Raw genomic sequence first — 19,505 nt, forward strand, 5'->3', positions numbered from 1 at the left:
TCTATCCCCTCCTTTCTGTATTGTCTTCGCAACGATCAGCTATCATTTTTAACATCACAGCTATATCATATGACTCTTTATTTTTATTAAGAAGTTTTTTATTTGAAAATTTGATGTTAGTTATATCCATAATCTTGACTGTTTCTCCATCTAGTTTTTCTATATAATAATTTAAAATTTTTCTTATTGCCTCAGAGTAATCTTCAGTAATAAATACCGGAAAATGGTTTGGTGTATAACGCGGAAGTTTTTTCCCCTGTTCCCAAACTGCTGCAATGGCACCATTAGCAATTGCTTCTGAAAGCTGTCCAGACTCCTCATTAATTGGCAAAAATAAACCTCTAGGCTGTGCTACATTGGCTTGATCGGACATAGTGTAAAACAACATATCATCCTGAACACCTTGTTTTTCAGAAAACAAATGGACCAAGTCGTTCAAAGCTAAATACATACCTATCTCCCCTCAATTGCTTCCCGAGCAATCAGCCTATCATCAAAATCATGTACAACATTACCAATGATCTGATAGGTTTCATGACCTTTACCGGCAATTAAAATGACATCACCGGTCGTTGCATTGTTAACAGCAGTAAAAATTGCTTCTTTTCGATCAGGTATAACCTGGTAGCTTTCCCCCTGTACACCGGCTTCCATTTCTTTCAATATCGCAATTGGATCTTCACTTCTTGGATTATCCGATGTAAGAATAGGGTCAGTAGCCAAGCGACAGGCAATTTGAGCCATTAATGGACGTTTCGTGCGGTCACGATCTCCCCCACAGCCGACAATGACAAAAATCCTTTTCTTTGCGAAGTGCTGAATGGTTTTCAACACATTTTCTAGGCTATCTGGTGTGTGGGCGTAATCAACGATTACTGAAAAATCTTGCCCTGCATTAACCAATTCAAACCGTCCAGCCACACCTTTAACTTCCTCTATGGATTCAATAATCTTATTCAATTCAATCCCTGAAACTAGCGCAGAAGCAATGCTTGCTAAAACGTTATAAACACTGAATTTTCCAATCAGGTGCATTTGAATGGGGTAACTGTCCTCATTTATAACTAAATTAAATGTAGTACCCTTAGGAGTCATTTGTATGTTTTGTGCTTGAATATCAGATTGGTTGTCGATACCATATGTAACAACATGTGCAGCGGTTGATCTTTGATACATTTCAGATGCTGGGTCATCGGCATTCAAGATAGCAAATTTAGGCTGTCTATGATTATAAGTATTACCGAGTTGGGAAAACAATAAGCTCTTAGCACGTTGGTATTCTTCCATCGTTTTGTGGTAATCAAGGTGGTCCTGGGAAAGATTTGTGAAGACTGCTACATCATAATCACAGCCATGCACTCTCCCCATGTCAAGTGCATGTGAAGATACTTCCATTACGGCTGAATCGACACCTGCCTCAACCATTTGGTTGAACGTTTTTTGCAGCGTCAAACTTTCTGGAGTTGTGTTTTTCGTTTCCAGTATCTGTTCACCAATTTTCGTATACATCGTACCTATGATTCCTGTTTTCTTACCTGCATCGGCAAATATTTTTTCAATCAAATGACTGGTAGTGGTTTTTCCATTTGTACCTGTGATTCCAATTAAATGCAGTTTTTTCGTTGGCTGTTCATAAAAGACATCCGCAAGTACAGCCATTGATCTTGTAGTATCCTTTACAAGGATAACAGGTACATCTATTGCTACTGGGCGTTCAGCTAAAACGGCAACCGCACCATTTTCTACAGCAGATTTAGCAAAATCATGGCCGTCCACTGTGTAGCCTTTAATACAAATAAATAAGCTCCCTTTTTGCACCTTCCGATTGTCATTTTCAATCGATGTAATTTCAGGATTCTCCCCTTTGAAGGGAACGATTGGGTGCAAAGACTTTAGTAGCTCTTGTAGTTTCATTTTACCTCAAATCCTCTCATGACAGTACATACATCTTGCCAGTATTTACCTCAGTGAGACTACTAGCGAAAGTTCCATCTTATTTTACATTAAATTATTTTATTTTGCTATTTGTTATGTAGGTTTTAAAAAAATTAGGCGGCGGAATAGATTCCGACCGCCCCTTAGGATGACTATTTACTTATTTTTAGTCCCCTTTTCCAAAGTATAACCTTATTTTGGATCCTTCTTTTACTTTTGTTCCTGGGCTAGGGGATTGTCTAACAACTATATCCCCTTCTCCGCTAGGATCAATTCTTAAGTTAATCATCTGCTCCTGAAGTTCGCCTTTTGTGAGACCAACAAAGTCAGGTAATGTTAATAAAGGCGTATCTGGCCACTTTATTTCTTTTTCGATTTGATCTTTACGTGGTTCTATTCCCATTGCACTTAAACTATCCTTCATGATTGCACCTACAATCGGTGCAGTGACGGTACCACCAAATGCGGTAACCCCTTTAGGATTATCAACCGCAACATACACCACTATTTGGGGATCATCCGCAGGTGCAAAACCCATAAAGGAAACAATAAAGTTATTTTCCAAGTATCTCCCGTTTTGAGCCTTTTGAGCGGTACCCGTCTTTCCGCCAACACGGTAACCTTCCACAAACGCTTTGCCTCCAGTTCCCTGTGCCACCACACTCTCAAGGGCATGGCGGATTTCTTTAGATGTTTCCTCGGTAATAACTCTTCTCTTTTCAACAGGGGTATTCCTCATGACCACTTCTTTCGTAACAGGATCAATTAATTCTTTTGCAATATACGGTTTGTATAAAATCCCACCATTTATGGCAGCAGATACTGCCGTTACCTGTTGGATCGGAGTAACAGATACACCTTGTCCAAAAGCAGTAGTAGCTTGTTCAACTGGACCTACTCGATTTAGATTGAATAGAATCCCTGTCCCTTCCCCTTGTAAATCAATTCCGGTTTTCTGACCAAAACCAAAATCCTTTATATATTTAAAAAGTTTATCCTTGCCTAAACGCTCACCTAATTCTACAAAACCTGGGTTACAAGAGTTTTGTACTACTTCTAAAAAGGATTGGTCCCCATGTCCACCCCTTTTCCAACATTTTAACCGTGCACCCGCTACTTGAACTGAACCAGAATCATGAAAATGTTCCTTTTCCAGATTAACCTTCCCTTCATTCAACGCTGCTGCGAGTGTAATAATTTTAAATGTAGAACCTGGTTCGTAAGTAGACCAGACAGGGAGGTTCCTGTTATATATTTCCTGTGGTACATTCTGGAAATTAGCTGGATCGAAAGTCGGTCTGCTCGACATGGCTAGGATTTCACCATTATTAGGATTCATGGCAATAGCTACTATTCCGTCTGGATTGTATTTCGCCTCAGCAATATCAAGCTCTCTTTCCACAATGGTTTGTATTTTCGAATCTATTGTCAGCTTTAAATCAAGACCATTGACTGGTTGCTCATAATCATCGGCCATGCTATTCATGCGCTCCCCTTTGGCATTCGCATAGAATTTAACCGCACCCCGTTCACCATTTAACTCTTTATCATAGTACTGCTCAAGTCCCATTAATCCTTGGTTATCCACACCTGTAAAACCAAGAACGTGTGATAGATAACTCCCATTCGGATAATGCCGCTTTGAATCTTCACCTATATAGACACCTTCAAGTCCAAGAGATCTAATTTCTTTTGCCTTTTCATGTGAGATTTTTCTGCCTTCTTTAATACGAACAGATGATGCGCGTTTAGTAATTTCACGATAAGCATTTTCTTTCGACATATTTAATACGGATGCCAGCTTTTCAGCAGTTGTCGCAGGATCCTTAATCTGCCGCGGGATGACATATACAGTTGGTGCACTAATATTTGTTGCTAATGGGATCCCATTCCGGTCGACAATTTGTCCCCGCTCTGGTTCAAAAGGAATATTCCGACTCCAGGATCCCTTTGCTCGATCGGTTAACATATCCCCTAGAACAAATTGTACATATCCAAGTCTAACATCAATAATTAAGAAGGTCAGAAATCCAACGAATAGTGCAATCATTAGTCTCTTACGGACAGTAACATTTGAAACACGCATAGTATGAACGATCCTCCTCTTTCCTGCATTCCATTATCGTTCATTTATATGCTTGTACTTTTTTCAATAGAACGAGCCCTTGTTGAAAAAACAGAGTAAAAAGAGGTCGACTTTGCAGTCAACCTCTTCAAATCAATCTTTTACCTTTTCTTCCTTGTCATCGGTTTGTTCCTTACCCTTATCAGTCGATGCTTCTTTTTCTTCATTCCACTGTTCTTCAGGGGTTTTCAAATCGACAATGAGGAAATCCCCCTCTTTAAGAGGTGACTTTGGTTTAATATTTTGCTGATCCACATACCCTTTTCCTTTAGAATTGAGCTTAAGACCAGCAAGGTTCGCCACCTTCATCACATCTCTTAGGGACCAACCGGTCATATCCGGCGCGGTTAACTCTCCATTTGTTTGGAGGATTACCTTTTCTCCTTCTAATATAGTTGTCCCTGCCTTAGGAAGTTGTCCAACTATTTCTGTTCCATTTCCAAGCACAACTGTTTCAAAACTTTTTTCCTTTAAGTCCTTAACGGTTTCAGTAACGGATTGTCCTTTTAGATTTGCCATTTTATTAATCGATGCCTTTTCAAGGACAGAAGGCTGAATATTTAAATAGTGAAGGCTATTTTGCATTACGGGATTAAAAACGCCGGATACAGGAATTGCACCTTGGCCTGCTTCCAAGCCTTCCAATTCAGGCTCCTGCACAGCTACATAGACGATTAATTTAGGATCGTCCTTTGGCGCCATCCCTAAGAAGGAAAACATATAACCGTTTACCCCTTGTATATATTTACCATTAGGCCCCGGAATATTAGCCGTTCCAGTTTTACCTGCAACACTATATCCCTCGATTTTATAGCGGCCACCAGTACCCTTAGGAGAGGTAACAACCGTTTCAAGTATATCTCGCACCTTACTTGCTGTTTCAGCAGAAATTGGTGTTGATACTACCTCTGGTGAAACCTCTTTGATGGTTTCACCTGTATCATGATTGACAATCTTTTCAACTACATGAGGTTTCAGCATCTTTCCACCATTCGCAATGGCTGTGGCTGCTTGAATTTGTTGAATCGGTGTAATTGCCGTTCCTTGCCCATATGCAGTAGTAATTTTTTCAATCGGATAGGTAAATTGGATTTTACCAGAGGTTTCATCTGGAAGTTCAATTCCCGTTGGTTTATCAAATCCAAATTTAGTTAAGTATTCTCTGAACTTTTCAAAGCCTAATTTTTCTTTTGCAATTTTTGCGAAGGCAACGTTAGAAGAACGCTGAACTCCCTCTAAGTATGAAATACTTCCCCATCCTGAGCCATTATGGTCATGTATCGCTTTATCCTTTTTTGTCACTTGATACGAACCAGACTGATAATATTCATTGGGATTGAAGACATTCTCCTGAACTGCTGCAGCTAATGTGAAAATCTTCATAGTAGAACCAGGTTCAAATGATGTTTCCACCGCTTCATTATGCCAGCTTTTATCAATCCCTTCTTTAGTTTTTGGATGAAAGGAGGGACGCTGGCCCATCGCTAAAATATTACCTGTTTTTGGATCTGCAACAATGGCAATGATTTTTTTGGGCTTATATTCCTTTGCCACTTTATTCATTGCATCTTCTAAAAAGGTTTGAATCTTCTTATCAATCGTTAAGTACACATCATTACCATTTTGTGCTGGAGTAATCTTCTCTTTTCCATCTGGGAGTAGATAGCCCCATAGATCACTCTCATAATTGATCTTACCATCGACTCCGGTTAATTCCGTGTTTAATGATTTCTCAATCCCCATTTTTCCTATTGATTTATAGGTTTGATCCTTTTGCTTAACACGGTCAGTATAACCCACTACATGAGAAGCGAACATCCCATTTGGATAAAACCGTTTTGAATCACGGATAAAAGTAATACCTGGAAGTTCTAAGGCTTCAATTTCTTTCTTCGTTTGATGCGTAATATCTTTACCAGCCTTGCCAAACTCTACTTGAAACCTTCCTTTGGAAATTCCCTTTGTTAGGATACTATAAATCTCGGTTTCATCCATTTGAATATATTTAGCTAGTTCTTTTGCCGTTTTCCGCGGATTTTTAACATGTTGAGGCTTTTTAGGATTTGTCGTCATTTTTTTATCAACAATAGCGATTAATGTATACGCTGCCGTATCCTCGGCGATTACCTCACCATTCCGATCAAAGATTTCTCCCCTAGCTGCTGCCAGAGTCCCTTCCCTGTTATACTTCTGCTGTGCCTTCGCAGCAAGAGGCTGTCCCCCTACTTCTCCAGTAATTTGGATTGAGTAATATCTAAAAAGTAATACAAAAAAGAGCAGGCCGAATATTACAAACAATATCGCTGCTCCAGCATTCATATAGGGCTGTTTCTTGCTCATTTTTCCTGCACAACCTTGACGTTATTTTCGTTTAGCACAAGTCCCATTTTCTTTGCTTTTTCATAAATTCGGTCATATGCACTAAGTTCACTAACTTGAACCTGCAAGTCGCCGTTAACCTTCTGTTGTTCCTTCACTTTGGCTTCCACATTCTGAAGATCTTTATTTACTTCATAAATATTAGCCTGGGTAGAAATTAGATGCACGGCACCGAAACAAACCAATCCAGCAAATGCGACTCCAATGATTTTTTCCCCTGGAGTGAGCCAGGACTTTTTTATTTTTATTTCACCAATACTTTTGCTGTTTTGTTCAACTTGTTCTTGTTGTTGTTGATACTTCCTGGCAAGATTACTCAATCTTTTCCCCTCCAGATTTTCTTATATTCCAGCTTAAGCGCTGTTTTGCCTGTTCTATATTTAAAGTTTTTCTGCGATTCTAAGTTTTGCAGAACGGGCGCGATTATTTTCTTCTAACTCTTCTTCCGATGGAAGAATTGGTTTACGTGAGACTAGCTTTAAGATTGGTTTATACTCATCTGGAATTATTGGCAAACCTGGAGGCAAATTAGGTGTTTCACTAGCCTTCTTAAATGCTGCCTTACAAATTCTGTCCTCTAGTGAGTGAAAGGTAATTACACTGATCCTTCCCTCAGGGTTTAGCAAATCAATCGCTTGATTTAGTGATTGTTCAAAAACTGCTAATTCATCGTTAACAGCAATTCTAACCGCTTGAAAAATCCTTTTTGCAGGATGTCCCCCTTTTCTTCTTGCCGGTGCAGGGATTCCTTCCTTAATTAATTCAACTAATTCAAAAGTTGTTTCAATCGGTTTTACTTGTCTTGCTGCTTCAATTTTTCGAGCAATTTGTTTTGAGAATTTCTCCTCACCATAGCGGAAAAAGATTCGAACTAAATCTTCATATGCCCAATGGTTGATGACATCATATGCAGAAATATCTGCTTCATTGTCCATTCTCATATCCAAGGGAGCATCATGATGGTAACTAAAACCTCGTTCAGGCGTGTCCAATTGCGGAGACGAAACCCCTAGGTCATAAAGAACCCCATCAACTTTATGAATCCCGCGACTTTCAAGTTCCTCTTTTAAGTACAAGAAATTGCTTTTAACAATCTCTAATCGACTACCGTATTCAGATAATTTCTCTTTAGCATGTGCGATTGCTATTTCATCTTGGTCAAATGCAAACAATTTACCATTGTCGCCAAGTCTTGAGAGTATGAGCGAACTATGTCCAGCCCCACCCAAAGTACAATCAACATAAATACCATCCGACTTAATATTTAGTCCGTCAACAGCTTCTTTTAATAACACAGTTGTATGTTCAAACATTTTTCGTACCACCTTTTCCAATCAAGCGAAATCTAACAGAAAATATATTAATATAACTTATCCATTATATATCAAAGCCAATCATATTTTCTGCAATTTCCGCAAAAGATTCTTCAGACTGTGTAAAATAGTCTTCCCAAATCTGTTTACTCCAAATTTCGATTCGATTGGAAACACCCAAAATTACGCATTCTTTTTCTAGCTTTGCATATTGCAAAAGTGGTGTAGGAATATTTATTCTTCCTTGCTTATCAAGTTCACTCTCTGTTGCTCCTGAAAAGAAGAAACGAGTAAAAGCACGGGCATCCTTTTTTGTCAGAGGTAAGCCTTTTAATTTCTCTTCAATAAGTCCCCACTCTGATACTGGGTAACCAAATAAACATTGATCCAATCCACGAGTAATGATAAACATGTCGCCAAGTTCATCTCGGAATTTGGAGGGCACAATCAAACGGCCTTTATTATCAATGCTGTGATGGTATTCACCCATGAACATACCCATTACCCCCACTTTCTATAAAAAATGTACCACATTCCCCCACTTTTCACCACCTATTTTTTAACTATTCGCCCCTATTTCTATAAAATCCTTTTTTACCCAGTTGAATTTTTACAAAAAAAAGAAAAACTTCACTGCAATAGTGAAGTTTTTCTACATTTTTATAACCTTATGGCTACCATCAAATTCAAATGCCTCTGTCATGATATCTTTAATAAATGTCAATCCATATTCGTTCAAATAATAAAATACATTCCAAACACGTTCTTGTGGAAAACCATCTGGCCTTAATGCTAGGTCCACTCGAGCATATTTATTCAATATCAGATTATGTCTAAACTTAACCGAATCTTCAAGTCTTGATTGCATAAAGTTAATTTCTTTCAGTAAGTACGCTTCATTTTTCTTTAGCATCGGAAGCAGTCCTCGGTCAAGTTCCTCTGTTTTTACTTCAATAAGCTGATACTGCTCCATTAAATCAGCTTTTGCCTTTGAAAACATCTCTTCTAACTCTACATCCTTAATAGTTGAAAGAAAGCTTTCCTTTTCTTGTTCCGTCCCTCTAGTTAAAATATCTGTTATATTTAACTTTAAATCAGAAATATCTGTTTCAACAGACCGATCCAGGAATGTAATATTTAGGCGTGGGACAATCGGCGGCATTTTAATACGGAAATGCTCAAATACAAGTTTTAGCTCTGCCCAATAGGAAATCTCCCCAGGCCCTGCAATAAATGCTAAGGTTGGAAATAGCCATTCTTGCATAAGGGGACGAGTCACCACATTATTGCTTAATTGTTCCGGTTTTGTGCTCACAAGCTCCATTAATTCTTCTTTTGAAAAAGAAGCTGTTCCACTTTTCCCCACAAAACGGTTCAATTCTCGATTATATTCTAGGAGGATACGCTCATTTTCTTTTTGATCATAAAAGAATAGGTTTGCAGCTTGGTCACTAATATCAATAGTAATCGGGTAGCCTTTATTTCCAATTTGCTTTTGCTGCTCAAGGACCGAAAACGTGATGGTTTCATGTTGTTCTATTTGCTGAGTAAAGAAGTCCCTTTGTATTAAACGAAAATCTTTATTACCTGAATCAACAATCAACAATCCATAATCCTTGAACAATTCCATAATAATGTTGGCAAAAAAATCAACGAAGTTCTTGGACCTACTAACTTGTTCTTCTGCAAACTGCAAAAGAGTATTTGTATGTTCTGTTTCACCAAAATTTCCAATGATGTTTTGTACCCATGTTAAACATACATCTTTATTTAGTTCTATATCCGATACCATTTTCTTTTGGAGTACTCTTTCAGGGTAGGTCCATTTGTCAACTTTTTGGTTAACAGGCACAAATACATGATTTACTTCTTGAAAATCATGGTCTTCGCCAGCAATCCAAAAAACAGGTACCACAGGAACACCTAGTTGTCTTTCTTTTTGTTCTGCTAATTTAATAATCGAGATGACCTTATGGATGGAATAAAGCGGTCCTGTAAGAATTCCAGCCTGTTGGCCACCAATGACAACGACGCTATCATTTTGTCTTAATTTTTCTATTGATTTCTTTACAGCCTTTGAAGTTGGAAAGCGTTCCATGAAGGATTCTATGTGTGCAGCTACCTCTCTACGAGGAAATATTCTACCGCCTAATTCCGCCATTCTTTTCTTATCTTCTTCTACATCATTGTACCGATAGTGAAAAAAAGGCTGGATATCAGCAGATTGTTCCAAATAATTAGAAGCAAACCGATTCGTTGCTGGTAAAGAGAGATTTAAAATCTCCATTTATGTACTCCCTTTCTGATCACTGATATTCATTCCTAACGAGTATATCACTACCTGCCCTATTTGAAAAAACCATCCGCTCATTTTTATGTTGAAAAGCTAAAAGTGACAACACTTGAAATTAAACCATAAAAAGTGAGGGCAATGTACACTAGGAAAAACAGCATAAAATTAAATCGCCAAAAGCCTTTCATAACCTTTTGAAGAATGATCTCTTCCTTAACTTTCCAATGAATAAGAACAAACATCATTGCTATCACTATCATTATTAGTATTATTAACCAAAACAATGATATTTCCCAAATCGTAACAATTAAAAAGTGGACAGAAATAATATATAAAATAGTGGTGTAATCTAGTGCGATATGAAGAGATCTCCGTGAATTTTTTGTTATTACTTTTCCAAATAAAAAAACCAAAATAGAGCCCAAAATTGGTAATGCAAAAAAAACTGTTAACACAGAGGACAGAATACTACTCACAACACTCCCCCCTTTGCTGGTTCTTTTCCCTTAATAAAATGATAGACGTTCTCTAATAGAGGAGCCTGTTTTTCTTGCTTGTTTGCCTCCTCAAGGATAAAACCAAGAATGGCGTCTACTTCTGTCAGCCGATTCGCCTCGATATCTTTTAACATAGAGGAACGATTCTCGGCAGTTTTCTTACAGATTTCCATCACTTGTCGAAGGTGTTCCTCTGGGTGGTCTAAGTTCAAAATGAAGGATATTTCATCAAAAAGGTTCTTTAAAACGCGAAAAAAATGTTCATTCTGAATCAATTCCCCATTTTTCACATGCAGAATCGAAGTTAATGGATTGATAACCGCATTAACAATTAATTTATTCATTAGCATCGAATAATAATCTTCTTGCACATGAATTGGAAAATCAGAAGGTACTGCAGCTGAAAAGTTTTGTAAGAAGGAGAAATCACCTCTAAAAGGCGCCACATTTGTTGCCCCTTTACCATTATGGCTGACAGTAAAGGCATTTTCCTTCAACGCACCATGTTCAACTGTACCAACAAAAATATTTTTATTTTTTAATTCTTTTAACCACTTTAAATGCCCCATACCATTTTGTAAAAATAATAGGTTGTCAGGGTAATCAGGAAGCTGATTTATAATCTCTAACACTGGAGTAAGTTGATATTGTTTAACCGTAATAAGGGTTACATCTTCGGTTCCCTTCCACTTTGAAATAGGAAGTGCCTTGACGAAGGATACCGTTCTTTCGGCTTTTTTTTGAAGAATAATTCCATTTTCATTAATTTGCGAAGCTTGATTTTCAGTCCTTGTATAAACAGTTACCTTATAATATTTACTGATATAGGATGCAAATAATAGTCCAATTGACCCAGCCCCAATGATTCCAACCTTCATGATATCCCCTCATTTAGTCGTCTTTACCCACATTTTATCAGATATTGTCAGCATTCTGTAAGTAAGATGAAAAAAAATCCCTTATCGACATATGACAAGGGATTTTAGAATCAAACTGGGTATACAGGATGCTTTCGGTCACTAAAGTTTAATTCTTTTGATTGATAGTATTCAAAGCGCTGAATAAGCACCTCTCTTAATTCAGATGGAGCAACAATTTCATCTACAATTAACTCTGAAGCCAGCTTGTAAATATCAATATGTTCTTTATATTCCTTATGTTTTTCTTGAACGAACTTTATTTTTTCCTTCGGATCTTCAATGTCATTTATTTTATTAGAATATACTGCATTTACCGCTGCTTCTGGACCCATTACTGCAATTTGAGCCGTAGGAAGAGCAATACAGCAATCTGGTTCAAAGGCAGGCCCAGCCATTGCATAAAGCCCTGCTCCGTAAGCTTTTCTAACAATAACAGAGATCTTTGGCACTGTGGCAGAGCTCATGGCCGCGATTAATTTGGCTCCATGACGAATAATCCCAGCTCGTTCAACTTTAGTACCAATCATAAATCCTGGAACATCTGCTAAAAACAATAATGGAATATGGAAGGCATCACAAAGCTGTATAAATTTAGCCGCCTTATCAGCAGAATCGACAAATAAAACGCCTCCCTTTACTTTCGGTTGGTTTGCTATAATTCCAACAGCTCTTCCATCCATTCTAGCTAATCCGGTGATTAGCTCTGGTGCAAATAATTTCTTCACTTCATAGAAACTATCTTGATCAATGAGTCTATCAATACATTCATACATATCAAAAGGTGCATTTTGATTTTCAGGGATAATCGCTTCTAATTCTCTACCTTCTTTTGGTGCGATTCCATTTGCCCTCTTCGTTTTTTCTTTAAAGCTGGCTGGAAAATAACTAATGTATCTTTTAGCTGATTCAATAGCTTCTTCCTCACTATAGGCGAGAACATCTCCACAACCGCTTACTGAACAGTGCATACGTGCCCCGCCCATTTCCTCCAGCGTTACCTTTTCGCCTATAACCTTTTCAGCCATACGAGGGGATCCTAAATACATGGATGCATTTTGGTCAACCATGATAACAATATCACAGAAAGCTGGGATATACGCTCCTCCAGCAGCGGAAGGCCCAAACAAAATACATACCTGCGGAATCATACCGGAAAGCTTGACCTGATTATAAAATATTTTCCCTGCCCCTCTACGGTTTGGGAACATCTCTAACTGATCAGTAATCCTTGCTCCCGCAGAGTCCACAAGATAAAATAACGGCACCCTCAATTTTTCCGCTACTTCTTGAATACGAATAATTTTTTCAACTGTTCTTGCTCCCCAAGAACCTGCTTTAATGGTAGAATCATTAGCCATGACGCACACAGTTTGACCATTGATTTTACCAATCGCTGTGACTACACCGTCAGCTGGAAGATCTGCTGCTTTAAAATTAGCAAATTTCCCGTCTTCCTCATATTTGCCATCATCAAATAATAGGGCAAGTCTATCACGAACAAACATCTTATTCTGTGATTTCAGCTTTTCATGATATTTAGGGTGTCCGCCAGCCTCGATTTGTTTTCTATTTGCATTTAATTGATCATTTAACATGTTAGTGGTCGTCATTCTGCTCCCCCTCTCCTGTTATTCTAATACCATAAGAACATCGCCTTCATTTACGAAGTCACCTATAGTAACCTTTACATTTAACACAGTACCCTCCGTACTGCTCTCGATTGGAATCTCCATTTTCATAGACTCAAGCATTAATACTTCTTGGCCAACATTTACCTGGTCTCCATTTGCTACAAAAATATTTAATACCGTACCTGCCATTGTTGCTGTAATTTCTTTCATGTTTCTCTCTCCTTATTTCACTAAATTTTTTGTAAGAAAACTCGTAGTGTACAACCCTTTTTGGAAATCAGTATCCGCTAGAATGGATAAAAACAGGGGCACATTTGTTTTAATCCCTTCAATCACCACATCCTTAAAGAACCCTTCCGCAGTCGATAATACCTCATCTCTTGTCTGTCCATAAACAATACATTTTGCAATCATTGGATCATAGAACGGTGTTACCGTTCCCCCCTCCACATAGCCAGAATCAATTCTGACTCCTTTTGTCTCATTCATTTTAAGAGAAGTAATTTTTCCTGGTGACGGTAAAAAACGAACAGGATCCTCTGCGTATAAGCGGAATTCCATAGCACTTCCATTTGAGTTGATTTCAGATTGCAGCAAAGGTAATTTCCCACCACGTGCTACAAGGATTTGCCATTTCACTAAATCAAGCCCTGTAATCATCTCTGTTACTGGATGTTCGACCTGAAGACGAGTATTCATTTCTAAAAAGTAAAAGTTCCCCGCTTCATCGACGATAAATTCGATGGTTCCCGCGTTAATATAATCAACCGCATGAGCCGCTTTTACCGCAGTCTCATACATCTTTTTCCTAACTGTTTCAGTTAGAAAAGGAGATGGTGATTCTTCCACAACCTTTTGATGCCTTCTTTGAATGGAACAATCCCTTTCGAACAAATGCACGATATTTCCTGCAGAATCCCCAAACACTTGAATTTCCACATGTCTAGCATCAGCAATATATTTTTCAATAAAAACCTCGTCTGAACCAAAGTAAGCCATGGCACGGGTTTTAGTCGAATCATAGGACTTAACGAGCGCTTGCTCATTTTCACAAAGCACCATTCCAATTCCACCGCCACCGCCACTTGCCTTAAGCATGATAGGATATCCAATTTCCTCGGCTAAACTACAGGCTTCTTCAATAGTTTTTAAACCATAACCGCTTCCAGGTACAACTGGTACTCCAGCCTTTTCCATCGTTTGACGCGAAACAATTTTATCCCCCATTAATTCGATTGTTTCTGGTTTTGGTCCAATAAATATAATTCCTTCTTTAATAGCTTTTTTGGCAAACGCTGCATTTTCAGATAAAAAGCCGTAACCCGGATGAATGGCATCCACGTTTTCACTTTTTGCTATTTCCAAGATTTTATCAGCTTGTAAATAGGATTTGTTTACTGGCGGCTCACCTACATATACAGCCTTAGTTGCCGCTTTTACAAAAGGCATATCCTTGTCAGCATCTGAATAAATAGCAATCGTTTCAATCCCCATCTCCTGACAGGTTCTAATGATACGGAGAGCAATTTCTCCCCTATTGGCAATTAAAATTTTTTGCACATTTCTTCCCCTTTCATGCCCCTTTTGTTCCTTCCCTTTAAAATTTCTACATCATTCTCTGAATTTCCTGCATTTTTTGTAAACGCTTCCTGAACTTATTTGAAGAATTTTTTGTATTTTTGTTATATAATAATATTAATTCATTTCGAATAATGCAAAAATTAGTACATCTTCATGTTATTCATGAACAAAAGAATATATACAATATTATGAGGTTATCATTTCTTAGGAGGTTTACTATGGGAGCAAAAGTGGAGAAACTAAAAGTTAACTTTAAAACATTAGAAGAATTTAAAAAGTTTAAAGAATATGGAATTCAGGAGTTATCCATGCTTGAAGACCTTGAAGCCAATATGGTTGAAGATGATAGTGAATCACCATTTTACGGTATTTATTTTGGGGACAAACTAGTAGCACGAATGAGTTTATATCAAATTGATGCCAAATTCGATCGTTATTTTTATCCACCACAAAATTATTTAGAATTATGGAAGCTGGAAGTACTAGCGGATTATCAAGGGAAGGGCTTTGGTAAAGCTCTTGTCGAATTCGCGAAGAGCTTTGGTCTACCTATTAAGACAAATCCAAGAGTACAATCAAGTGGATTTTGGGAAAAGATGGGCTTTTCTAAAGTTGATTACGATATGGAACGGGATCGCGGGGAAAATCCACTAGTTTGGTATCCGGAAGGCGTAGAACCGCAACAATAATATTTATCATTAATAAAAAGCGGACAAAACATTGTCCGCTTTTTGCTATTTTTCTACCCTTTCCAGGTTACCATTTTTGTCCATTTGGAATTTTACCTTTTGTTGTCTGTCTTCATCTTGAAGAACAACCATTTTCCGCGCTCTTTCCATAATCTCAATTAATGAGCGGTAATCCTCTTCAATAGCCTTTAAATTCTTTGACAATCTTTCATTTTCTGCAGCTAGATAAAAAGTCTTTTTTTCTAACTCTTTAATTTTATCAAGAGAGTTCATCCTGTCCTCTTCATGGCTTGCCCATTCTTCCGCCTTTTGATGGATTCCTTCTAAGAAATGAATGACCGCAGGAAAAGTAATGGTAGTTCCCTGTTCACAACCTACAGGTGATGGGACTGTCTCAACCATAACTGAATCTTGAATGCCCTCACCTTCTATGGTGACTACTTGCTTTTTTAATTCTTTTCTTTGTCTTTTAGCAAGCTCAATACCAGATTTATATTGTTTACGTACATATGAGTTCCAACGGAAACCACAAGCAGCTGAAGTACGCGAAAGCTGTTTGCCTACTTCTTCAAACGCCTGCAATTGTGTCCCACCTTCACGGATATGCCGTAACACAACTTCAGCGAGTAATAAGTCTTCGTCTTGGGACCACGCATCTTGTCGAGTTGGTGACATAAGAACATCCCTCCTAGTGTTTTTATAATACATATGCATCTACTAGAAAAGATAGACTTAATCAGAAGTTGTCTTTTAATCTTTATTCATGGTTTTTTTATTAATAAAATTATTTACATAGTTATGGTGGGCATCACTTTCCCATAATAAGGCACAAGCTCTTACCTCTTCTTCTATCCGGTCTCGCAGCTTCGCTTCCTCCCACTTCCTAATCCACATCTTCTTATAGGATTGCAGCACACTTAACTCTTTCTTTAGTATGTTTTCTAGGAACTCCTCACAAGCTTCCAATGCGTCATTTTCAAAGAGAGCATCAATAAACCCAGCCTCTTTTAACTCTTCTGCTGTTTTCATCTCCGCTTCCATTAGAAGCTTCATTGCATCTGACAGAGTAAGCTTTTCTCCTAATATCGAACCGCCTCCCCAGCCAGTGGTTATTGCTTGTTTCCCTTGAACAAATCCTGCTCTTATTCCTTTTCTAGCCAAACGGAAATCGCAGGCTGTAGCAAGCTCACAGCCTCCCCCAATAGCCGTCCCATTTATAAGTGATATAGTGGGAATAGGTAAGGTCAATAAGGAGTAGAGAATTTTTGACATTTTAGAAAGCATAGGATAAGCCTCTTCTTTTGAATGAAGAAGGTGAAAAACCGACAAATCTCCACCTGAACAAAAAGCACGATCTCCTATACCAGTAATGATTAATGCCTTAACATCCGGTTCTGCTGCTCTTTTCATTACCTCCATTAAGCCTTGCATTACTTCATAATTGATTGCGTTCCTCTTTTCAGCTCTTGTAATGGTAAATAATAAATAACCCTTCTCTTTTTTTTCAATTAAATATGACAAACCTACCACTTCCCTTCTGCCAGTCAAAAGTCTCTATCAACATTCTAGTACAAACAATTACAATTAATTATGTAGGAATCTTATTAAAGAACAAAAGGCGGAAGCGCCTCGTTCAGCCCCGACAGGCAAATGTTCTTCGGCGGGAAAAGTCCGCCTTTTGACTTTTCTTGCCGAAGGTTATTTGACCCGAGGGGCTAGGCGCTGGAGCTAGATTCGGACAACTAGTTCAGTTATCAACACTCGGAACTTTTTCATAATTTCCTAAACAACGACAAAAGCACAAGGGATTTATCACCCTTGTGCTTTCTATCCAAATGGAAATTAGTCGTTGACAACGTCTTTTCCTTTGTATGTTCCGCAAGCCTTACATACGCGGTGAGCAAGTTTCATTTCACCACAGTTTGGGCAACTTACCATACCAGGTACGTTTAATTTAAAATGAGTACGACGTTTTCTCTTTGCAGTTTTAGAAGTTCTTCTAAAAGGTACAGCCATTCTTCCCACCTCCTTAAAGAGTATTAAGAAAGTAATGAAGGCCAGGAATGCTGGTTCTTCACTTTGCTTCTTAGTTTTTGCCGATTATGATTCGGAAGAAGAATTGTTTTCGTTAAAAAACTTTGCAAGTCCTGCCAATCTAGGGTCAATCTTTTTAGATTGCTCCTCTTCACGAACAACCTCCCAATCCTTACCAGACTGTGGAGCTGCTCCTTCACTATTGACATCTTCACAAAAGACTTGCATTGGAACCTCAAGTAATAGTATTTCGCGAATGATTGGCATTACATCAATCACGTCACCTTTTACTTGATTTACATCCTCTTCAGTTTCATAAACTGAACCTTGTAAGAGGAAAGTTTCAGTTGTTTCGACATTAATTGGAAGTTTTACATCCACTAAAGTACGAGAACAAGGAAGTATTAAATGACCTTCTATTTTTAAATGGAAAGTCACTTTCGTTGAATCTATATCTCCACGACCTGTAATATGCATAGGAGATACCTCTCGGATAGTAGGATCAGTTTCTATAATCTCATCAACCCGAATAGTTTCATCAATCGGAAAATCCTTGTTTCGATATTTTTGTAATTGACTTAATGTCCATTTCAATTGAATCACCCCAAGGCAACAAAGGTAATTATAGCCTTCATAAATTTTTTTGTCAATGTTTTTTCTTTACACCCCGTCAGGCGATTGTTAAAGAATGCAAATCGACTAAATAAGCTCTCAGTCCTAGTTTATCCAGTTGTCCATTTTGCAAACATCTTTATCATCTTATCATATAATCTGATTGGTTTCCTTACAATTTTGCTATAATGATAATAATTAATATAATCGGTTAACTGTCCGTTTTGCAACGGATTCTCATATACCTTTTTCATATTTATTTGTAAGGAAGGAGTGAAAAAATGAAAGCTGTTGGTTTAATTGTTGAATATAATCCATTTCATAATGGACATGCTTTTCATTTAAGTGCTTCAAAGGAAGCCGCTAAGGCAGATGTTGTCATTGCAGTTATGAGTGGGAATTTCTTGCAGAGAGGGGAACCTGCACTGGTATCCAAATGGTATCGGACGAAAATGGCCTTGCTAAATGGTGTTGACATCGTTTTTGAGCTGCCATACCATTTTGCCACACAGAAGGCTGAAACATTCGCTAACGGTGCGGTATCTATTTTAGATGCAGCCGGTTGTGAGACCTTATGCTTTGGAAGTGAGAGTGGGGACATCAATTCCTTTCTTCAAACGCTTGATTACATAAAAGAAGAAGAAAAAAACCTAGATGAGGGCATAAAATACTTTATGGATACAGGTGTTAGTTATCCTAAAGCATCAGCATTAGCTTTTAATCAGTTACAAGCATCAAAAAACTACTTGGACCTAGGTAAACCCAACAACATTTTAGGTCTGGAATACATAAAGGCAATAAAACGACAAAAGAGTTCTATTAGGCCAATGACTGTGACACGGAAAAATGCCAATTATCATGATGAACATTTCACATCAGAAACTATTGCTAGTGCAACTAGTATTAGAAAAGCTATTTTTTCTCCAAAGGACGATAACCATGGTATTGACCAATATGTACCTATGGCAACAAAACAGTTATTAGAGGACTATTTCCATCATTTTCACCTGTTTCATCAATGGGAAAATTATTGGAGCTATTTACAATACCGCCTAATCCATAGCAATAGTGAAGAGCTTAGGGAAATATATGAAATGGAAGAAGGCCTCGAAAATAGGTTACAGGCTGCAGCTATCGAATCTGAGAGCTTTCAGCAATTTATGCAGAAGATAAAAACCAAAAGATATACTTGGACAAGACTTCAAAGGCTTTGCGTTCATATTTTAACTAATGCAAAAAAAATAGAAATGGACAGAAACCTAGAGAAGGCTTCCTATTTAAGACTATTAGGGATGACAACTAACGGAAGAGAATACTTAAATAAAGTGAAAAAGGATTTGAGCCTGCCTCTTTTATCCAAGCTTTCTAGCTTTAAGGAGAGCGAGATAGATCTTGATGTGAAAGCCGCTCGTGTTTATGCTCTAGGAGTCCCAAATCATTTAAAGAATGAAATGTTCAAACAAGAATTTAATCAACCACCTATTTATATAAAATAA

Annotated in this window: 19 protein-coding genes; 2 read left to right on the forward strand and 17 right to left on the reverse strand. The window is 37.9% G+C overall.

Annotated elements, in window-relative coordinates:
* Position 1: 1 nt before the first annotated feature.
* From QFZ87_RS19575 to QFZ87_RS19635, 13 genes are all read right to left on the reverse strand, one after another.
* On the reverse strand, positions 2–451 hold the full coding sequence (locus tag QFZ87_RS19575; protein ID WP_309865207.1) for a hypothetical protein: 450 nt from the start codon (positions 449–451) through the stop codon (positions 2–4).
* A 2-nt stretch (positions 452–453) separates the two neighbouring features.
* Entirely contained in the window at positions 454–1,914 is a 1,461-nt protein-coding gene (locus QFZ87_RS19580; protein ID WP_309865210.1) for a UDP-N-acetylmuramoyl-L-alanyl-D-glutamate--2,6-diaminopimelate ligase, read from the reverse strand.
* 187 nt (positions 1,915–2,101) lie between these two features.
* A complete protein-coding gene (locus QFZ87_RS19585; protein ID WP_309865213.1) occupies positions 2,102–4,021 on the reverse strand; it encodes a stage V sporulation protein D in 1,920 nt (639 codons plus the stop codon).
* A gap of 132 nt (positions 4,022–4,153) precedes the next feature.
* Positions 4,154–6,400: a penicillin-binding protein gene (locus QFZ87_RS19590; RefSeq protein ID WP_309865216.1), complete on the reverse strand. Its 2,247-nt coding sequence runs from the start codon at positions 6,398–6,400 to the stop codon at positions 4,154–4,156.
* Positions 6,397–6,759, reverse strand: coding sequence for a cell division protein FtsL (gene ftsL / locus QFZ87_RS19595; protein WP_308080265.1), 363 nt, complete (start codon positions 6,757–6,759; stop codon positions 6,397–6,399). The genes QFZ87_RS19590 and ftsL overlap by 4 nt, the downstream gene beginning before the upstream one ends.
* Positions 6,760–6,819: 60 nt before the next feature.
* On the reverse strand, positions 6,820–7,752 hold the full coding sequence (rsmH, locus tag QFZ87_RS19600; protein WP_309865218.1) for a 16S rRNA (cytosine(1402)-N(4))-methyltransferase RsmH: 933 nt from the start codon (positions 7,750–7,752) through the stop codon (positions 6,820–6,822).
* Between the two features lie 64 nt (positions 7,753–7,816).
* Positions 7,817–8,248: a division/cell wall cluster transcriptional repressor MraZ gene (gene mraZ / locus QFZ87_RS19605; RefSeq protein ID WP_307289041.1), complete on the reverse strand. Its 432-nt coding sequence runs from the start codon at positions 8,246–8,248 to the stop codon at positions 7,817–7,819.
* A 156-nt stretch (positions 8,249–8,404) separates the two neighbouring features.
* Positions 8,405–10,039, reverse strand: coding sequence for a bacillithiol biosynthesis cysteine-adding enzyme BshC (bshC, locus tag QFZ87_RS19610; protein ID WP_309865221.1), 1,635 nt, complete (start codon positions 10,037–10,039; stop codon positions 8,405–8,407).
* Positions 10,040–10,125: 86 nt separating this feature from the next.
* The gene (locus QFZ87_RS19615) at positions 10,126–10,521 is read right to left on the reverse strand and encodes a DUF3397 domain-containing protein (protein WP_309865223.1); all 396 of its coding nucleotides are present in this window, start codon (positions 10,519–10,521) and stop codon (positions 10,126–10,128) included.
* Positions 10,518–11,420, reverse strand: coding sequence for a 2-dehydropantoate 2-reductase (locus QFZ87_RS19620; protein ID WP_309865225.1), 903 nt, complete (start codon positions 11,418–11,420; stop codon positions 10,518–10,520). The genes QFZ87_RS19615 and QFZ87_RS19620 overlap by 4 nt, the downstream gene beginning before the upstream one ends.
* Positions 11,421–11,530: 110 nt before the next feature.
* A complete protein-coding gene (locus QFZ87_RS19625) occupies positions 11,531–13,072 on the reverse strand; it encodes an acyl-CoA carboxylase subunit beta (protein WP_309865227.1) in 1,542 nt (513 codons plus the stop codon).
* 18 nt (positions 13,073–13,090) lie between these two features.
* A complete protein-coding gene (locus tag QFZ87_RS19630; protein WP_309865228.1) occupies positions 13,091–13,303 on the reverse strand; it encodes an acetyl-CoA carboxylase biotin carboxyl carrier protein subunit in 213 nt (70 codons plus the stop codon).
* Positions 13,304–13,315: 12 nt separating this feature from the next.
* Positions 13,316–14,653: an acetyl-CoA carboxylase biotin carboxylase subunit gene (locus QFZ87_RS19635; protein WP_309865230.1), complete on the reverse strand. Its 1,338-nt coding sequence runs from the start codon at positions 14,651–14,653 to the stop codon at positions 13,316–13,318.
* A gap of 239 nt (positions 14,654–14,892) precedes the next feature.
* Between QFZ87_RS19635 and QFZ87_RS19640 the strand changes: the two genes are divergently transcribed.
* On the forward strand, positions 14,893–15,363 hold the full coding sequence (locus QFZ87_RS19640; RefSeq protein ID WP_309865232.1) for an N-acetyltransferase: 471 nt from the start codon (positions 14,893–14,895) through the stop codon (positions 15,361–15,363).
* 45 nt (positions 15,364–15,408) lie between these two features.
* Here QFZ87_RS19640 and QFZ87_RS19645 read toward each other — a convergent pair whose 3' ends face one another.
* The 4 genes from QFZ87_RS19645 to QFZ87_RS19660 form a co-directional block, all read right to left on the reverse strand.
* Positions 15,409–16,038 carry an RsfA family transcriptional regulator gene (locus QFZ87_RS19645; RefSeq protein ID WP_309865235.1) on the reverse strand — a complete coding sequence of 210 codons (630 nt, stop codon included), beginning with the start codon at positions 16,036–16,038 and terminating at the stop codon, positions 15,409–15,411.
* Positions 16,039–16,113: 75 nt separating this feature from the next.
* The gene (locus QFZ87_RS19650; protein WP_309865238.1) at positions 16,114–16,884 is read right to left on the reverse strand and encodes an enoyl-CoA hydratase/isomerase family protein; all 771 of its coding nucleotides are present in this window, start codon (positions 16,882–16,884) and stop codon (positions 16,114–16,116) included.
* A 321-nt stretch (positions 16,885–17,205) separates the two neighbouring features.
* Positions 17,206–17,379 carry a 50S ribosomal protein L32 gene (rpmF, locus tag QFZ87_RS19655; protein ID WP_024029176.1) on the reverse strand — a complete coding sequence of 58 codons (174 nt, stop codon included), beginning with the start codon at positions 17,377–17,379 and terminating at the stop codon, positions 17,206–17,208.
* An 84-nt stretch (positions 17,380–17,463) separates the two neighbouring features.
* On the reverse strand, positions 17,464–17,991 hold the full coding sequence (locus tag QFZ87_RS19660; RefSeq protein WP_309865248.1) for a YceD family protein: 528 nt from the start codon (positions 17,989–17,991) through the stop codon (positions 17,464–17,466).
* Positions 17,992–18,290: 299 nt separating this feature from the next.
* On the opposite strand from QFZ87_RS19660, the gene QFZ87_RS19665 reads away from it, so the two are divergent.
* Positions 18,291–19,505 carry a nucleotidyltransferase gene (locus QFZ87_RS19665; protein WP_309865251.1) on the forward strand — a complete coding sequence of 405 codons (1,215 nt, stop codon included), beginning with the start codon at positions 18,291–18,293 and terminating at the stop codon, positions 19,503–19,505.

The sequence above is a fragment of the Bacillus sp. SLBN-46 genome (assembly GCF_031453555.1).
In the GTDB taxonomy this organism is placed as follows: domain Bacteria; phylum Bacillota; class Bacilli; order Bacillales; family Cytobacillaceae; genus Neobacillus.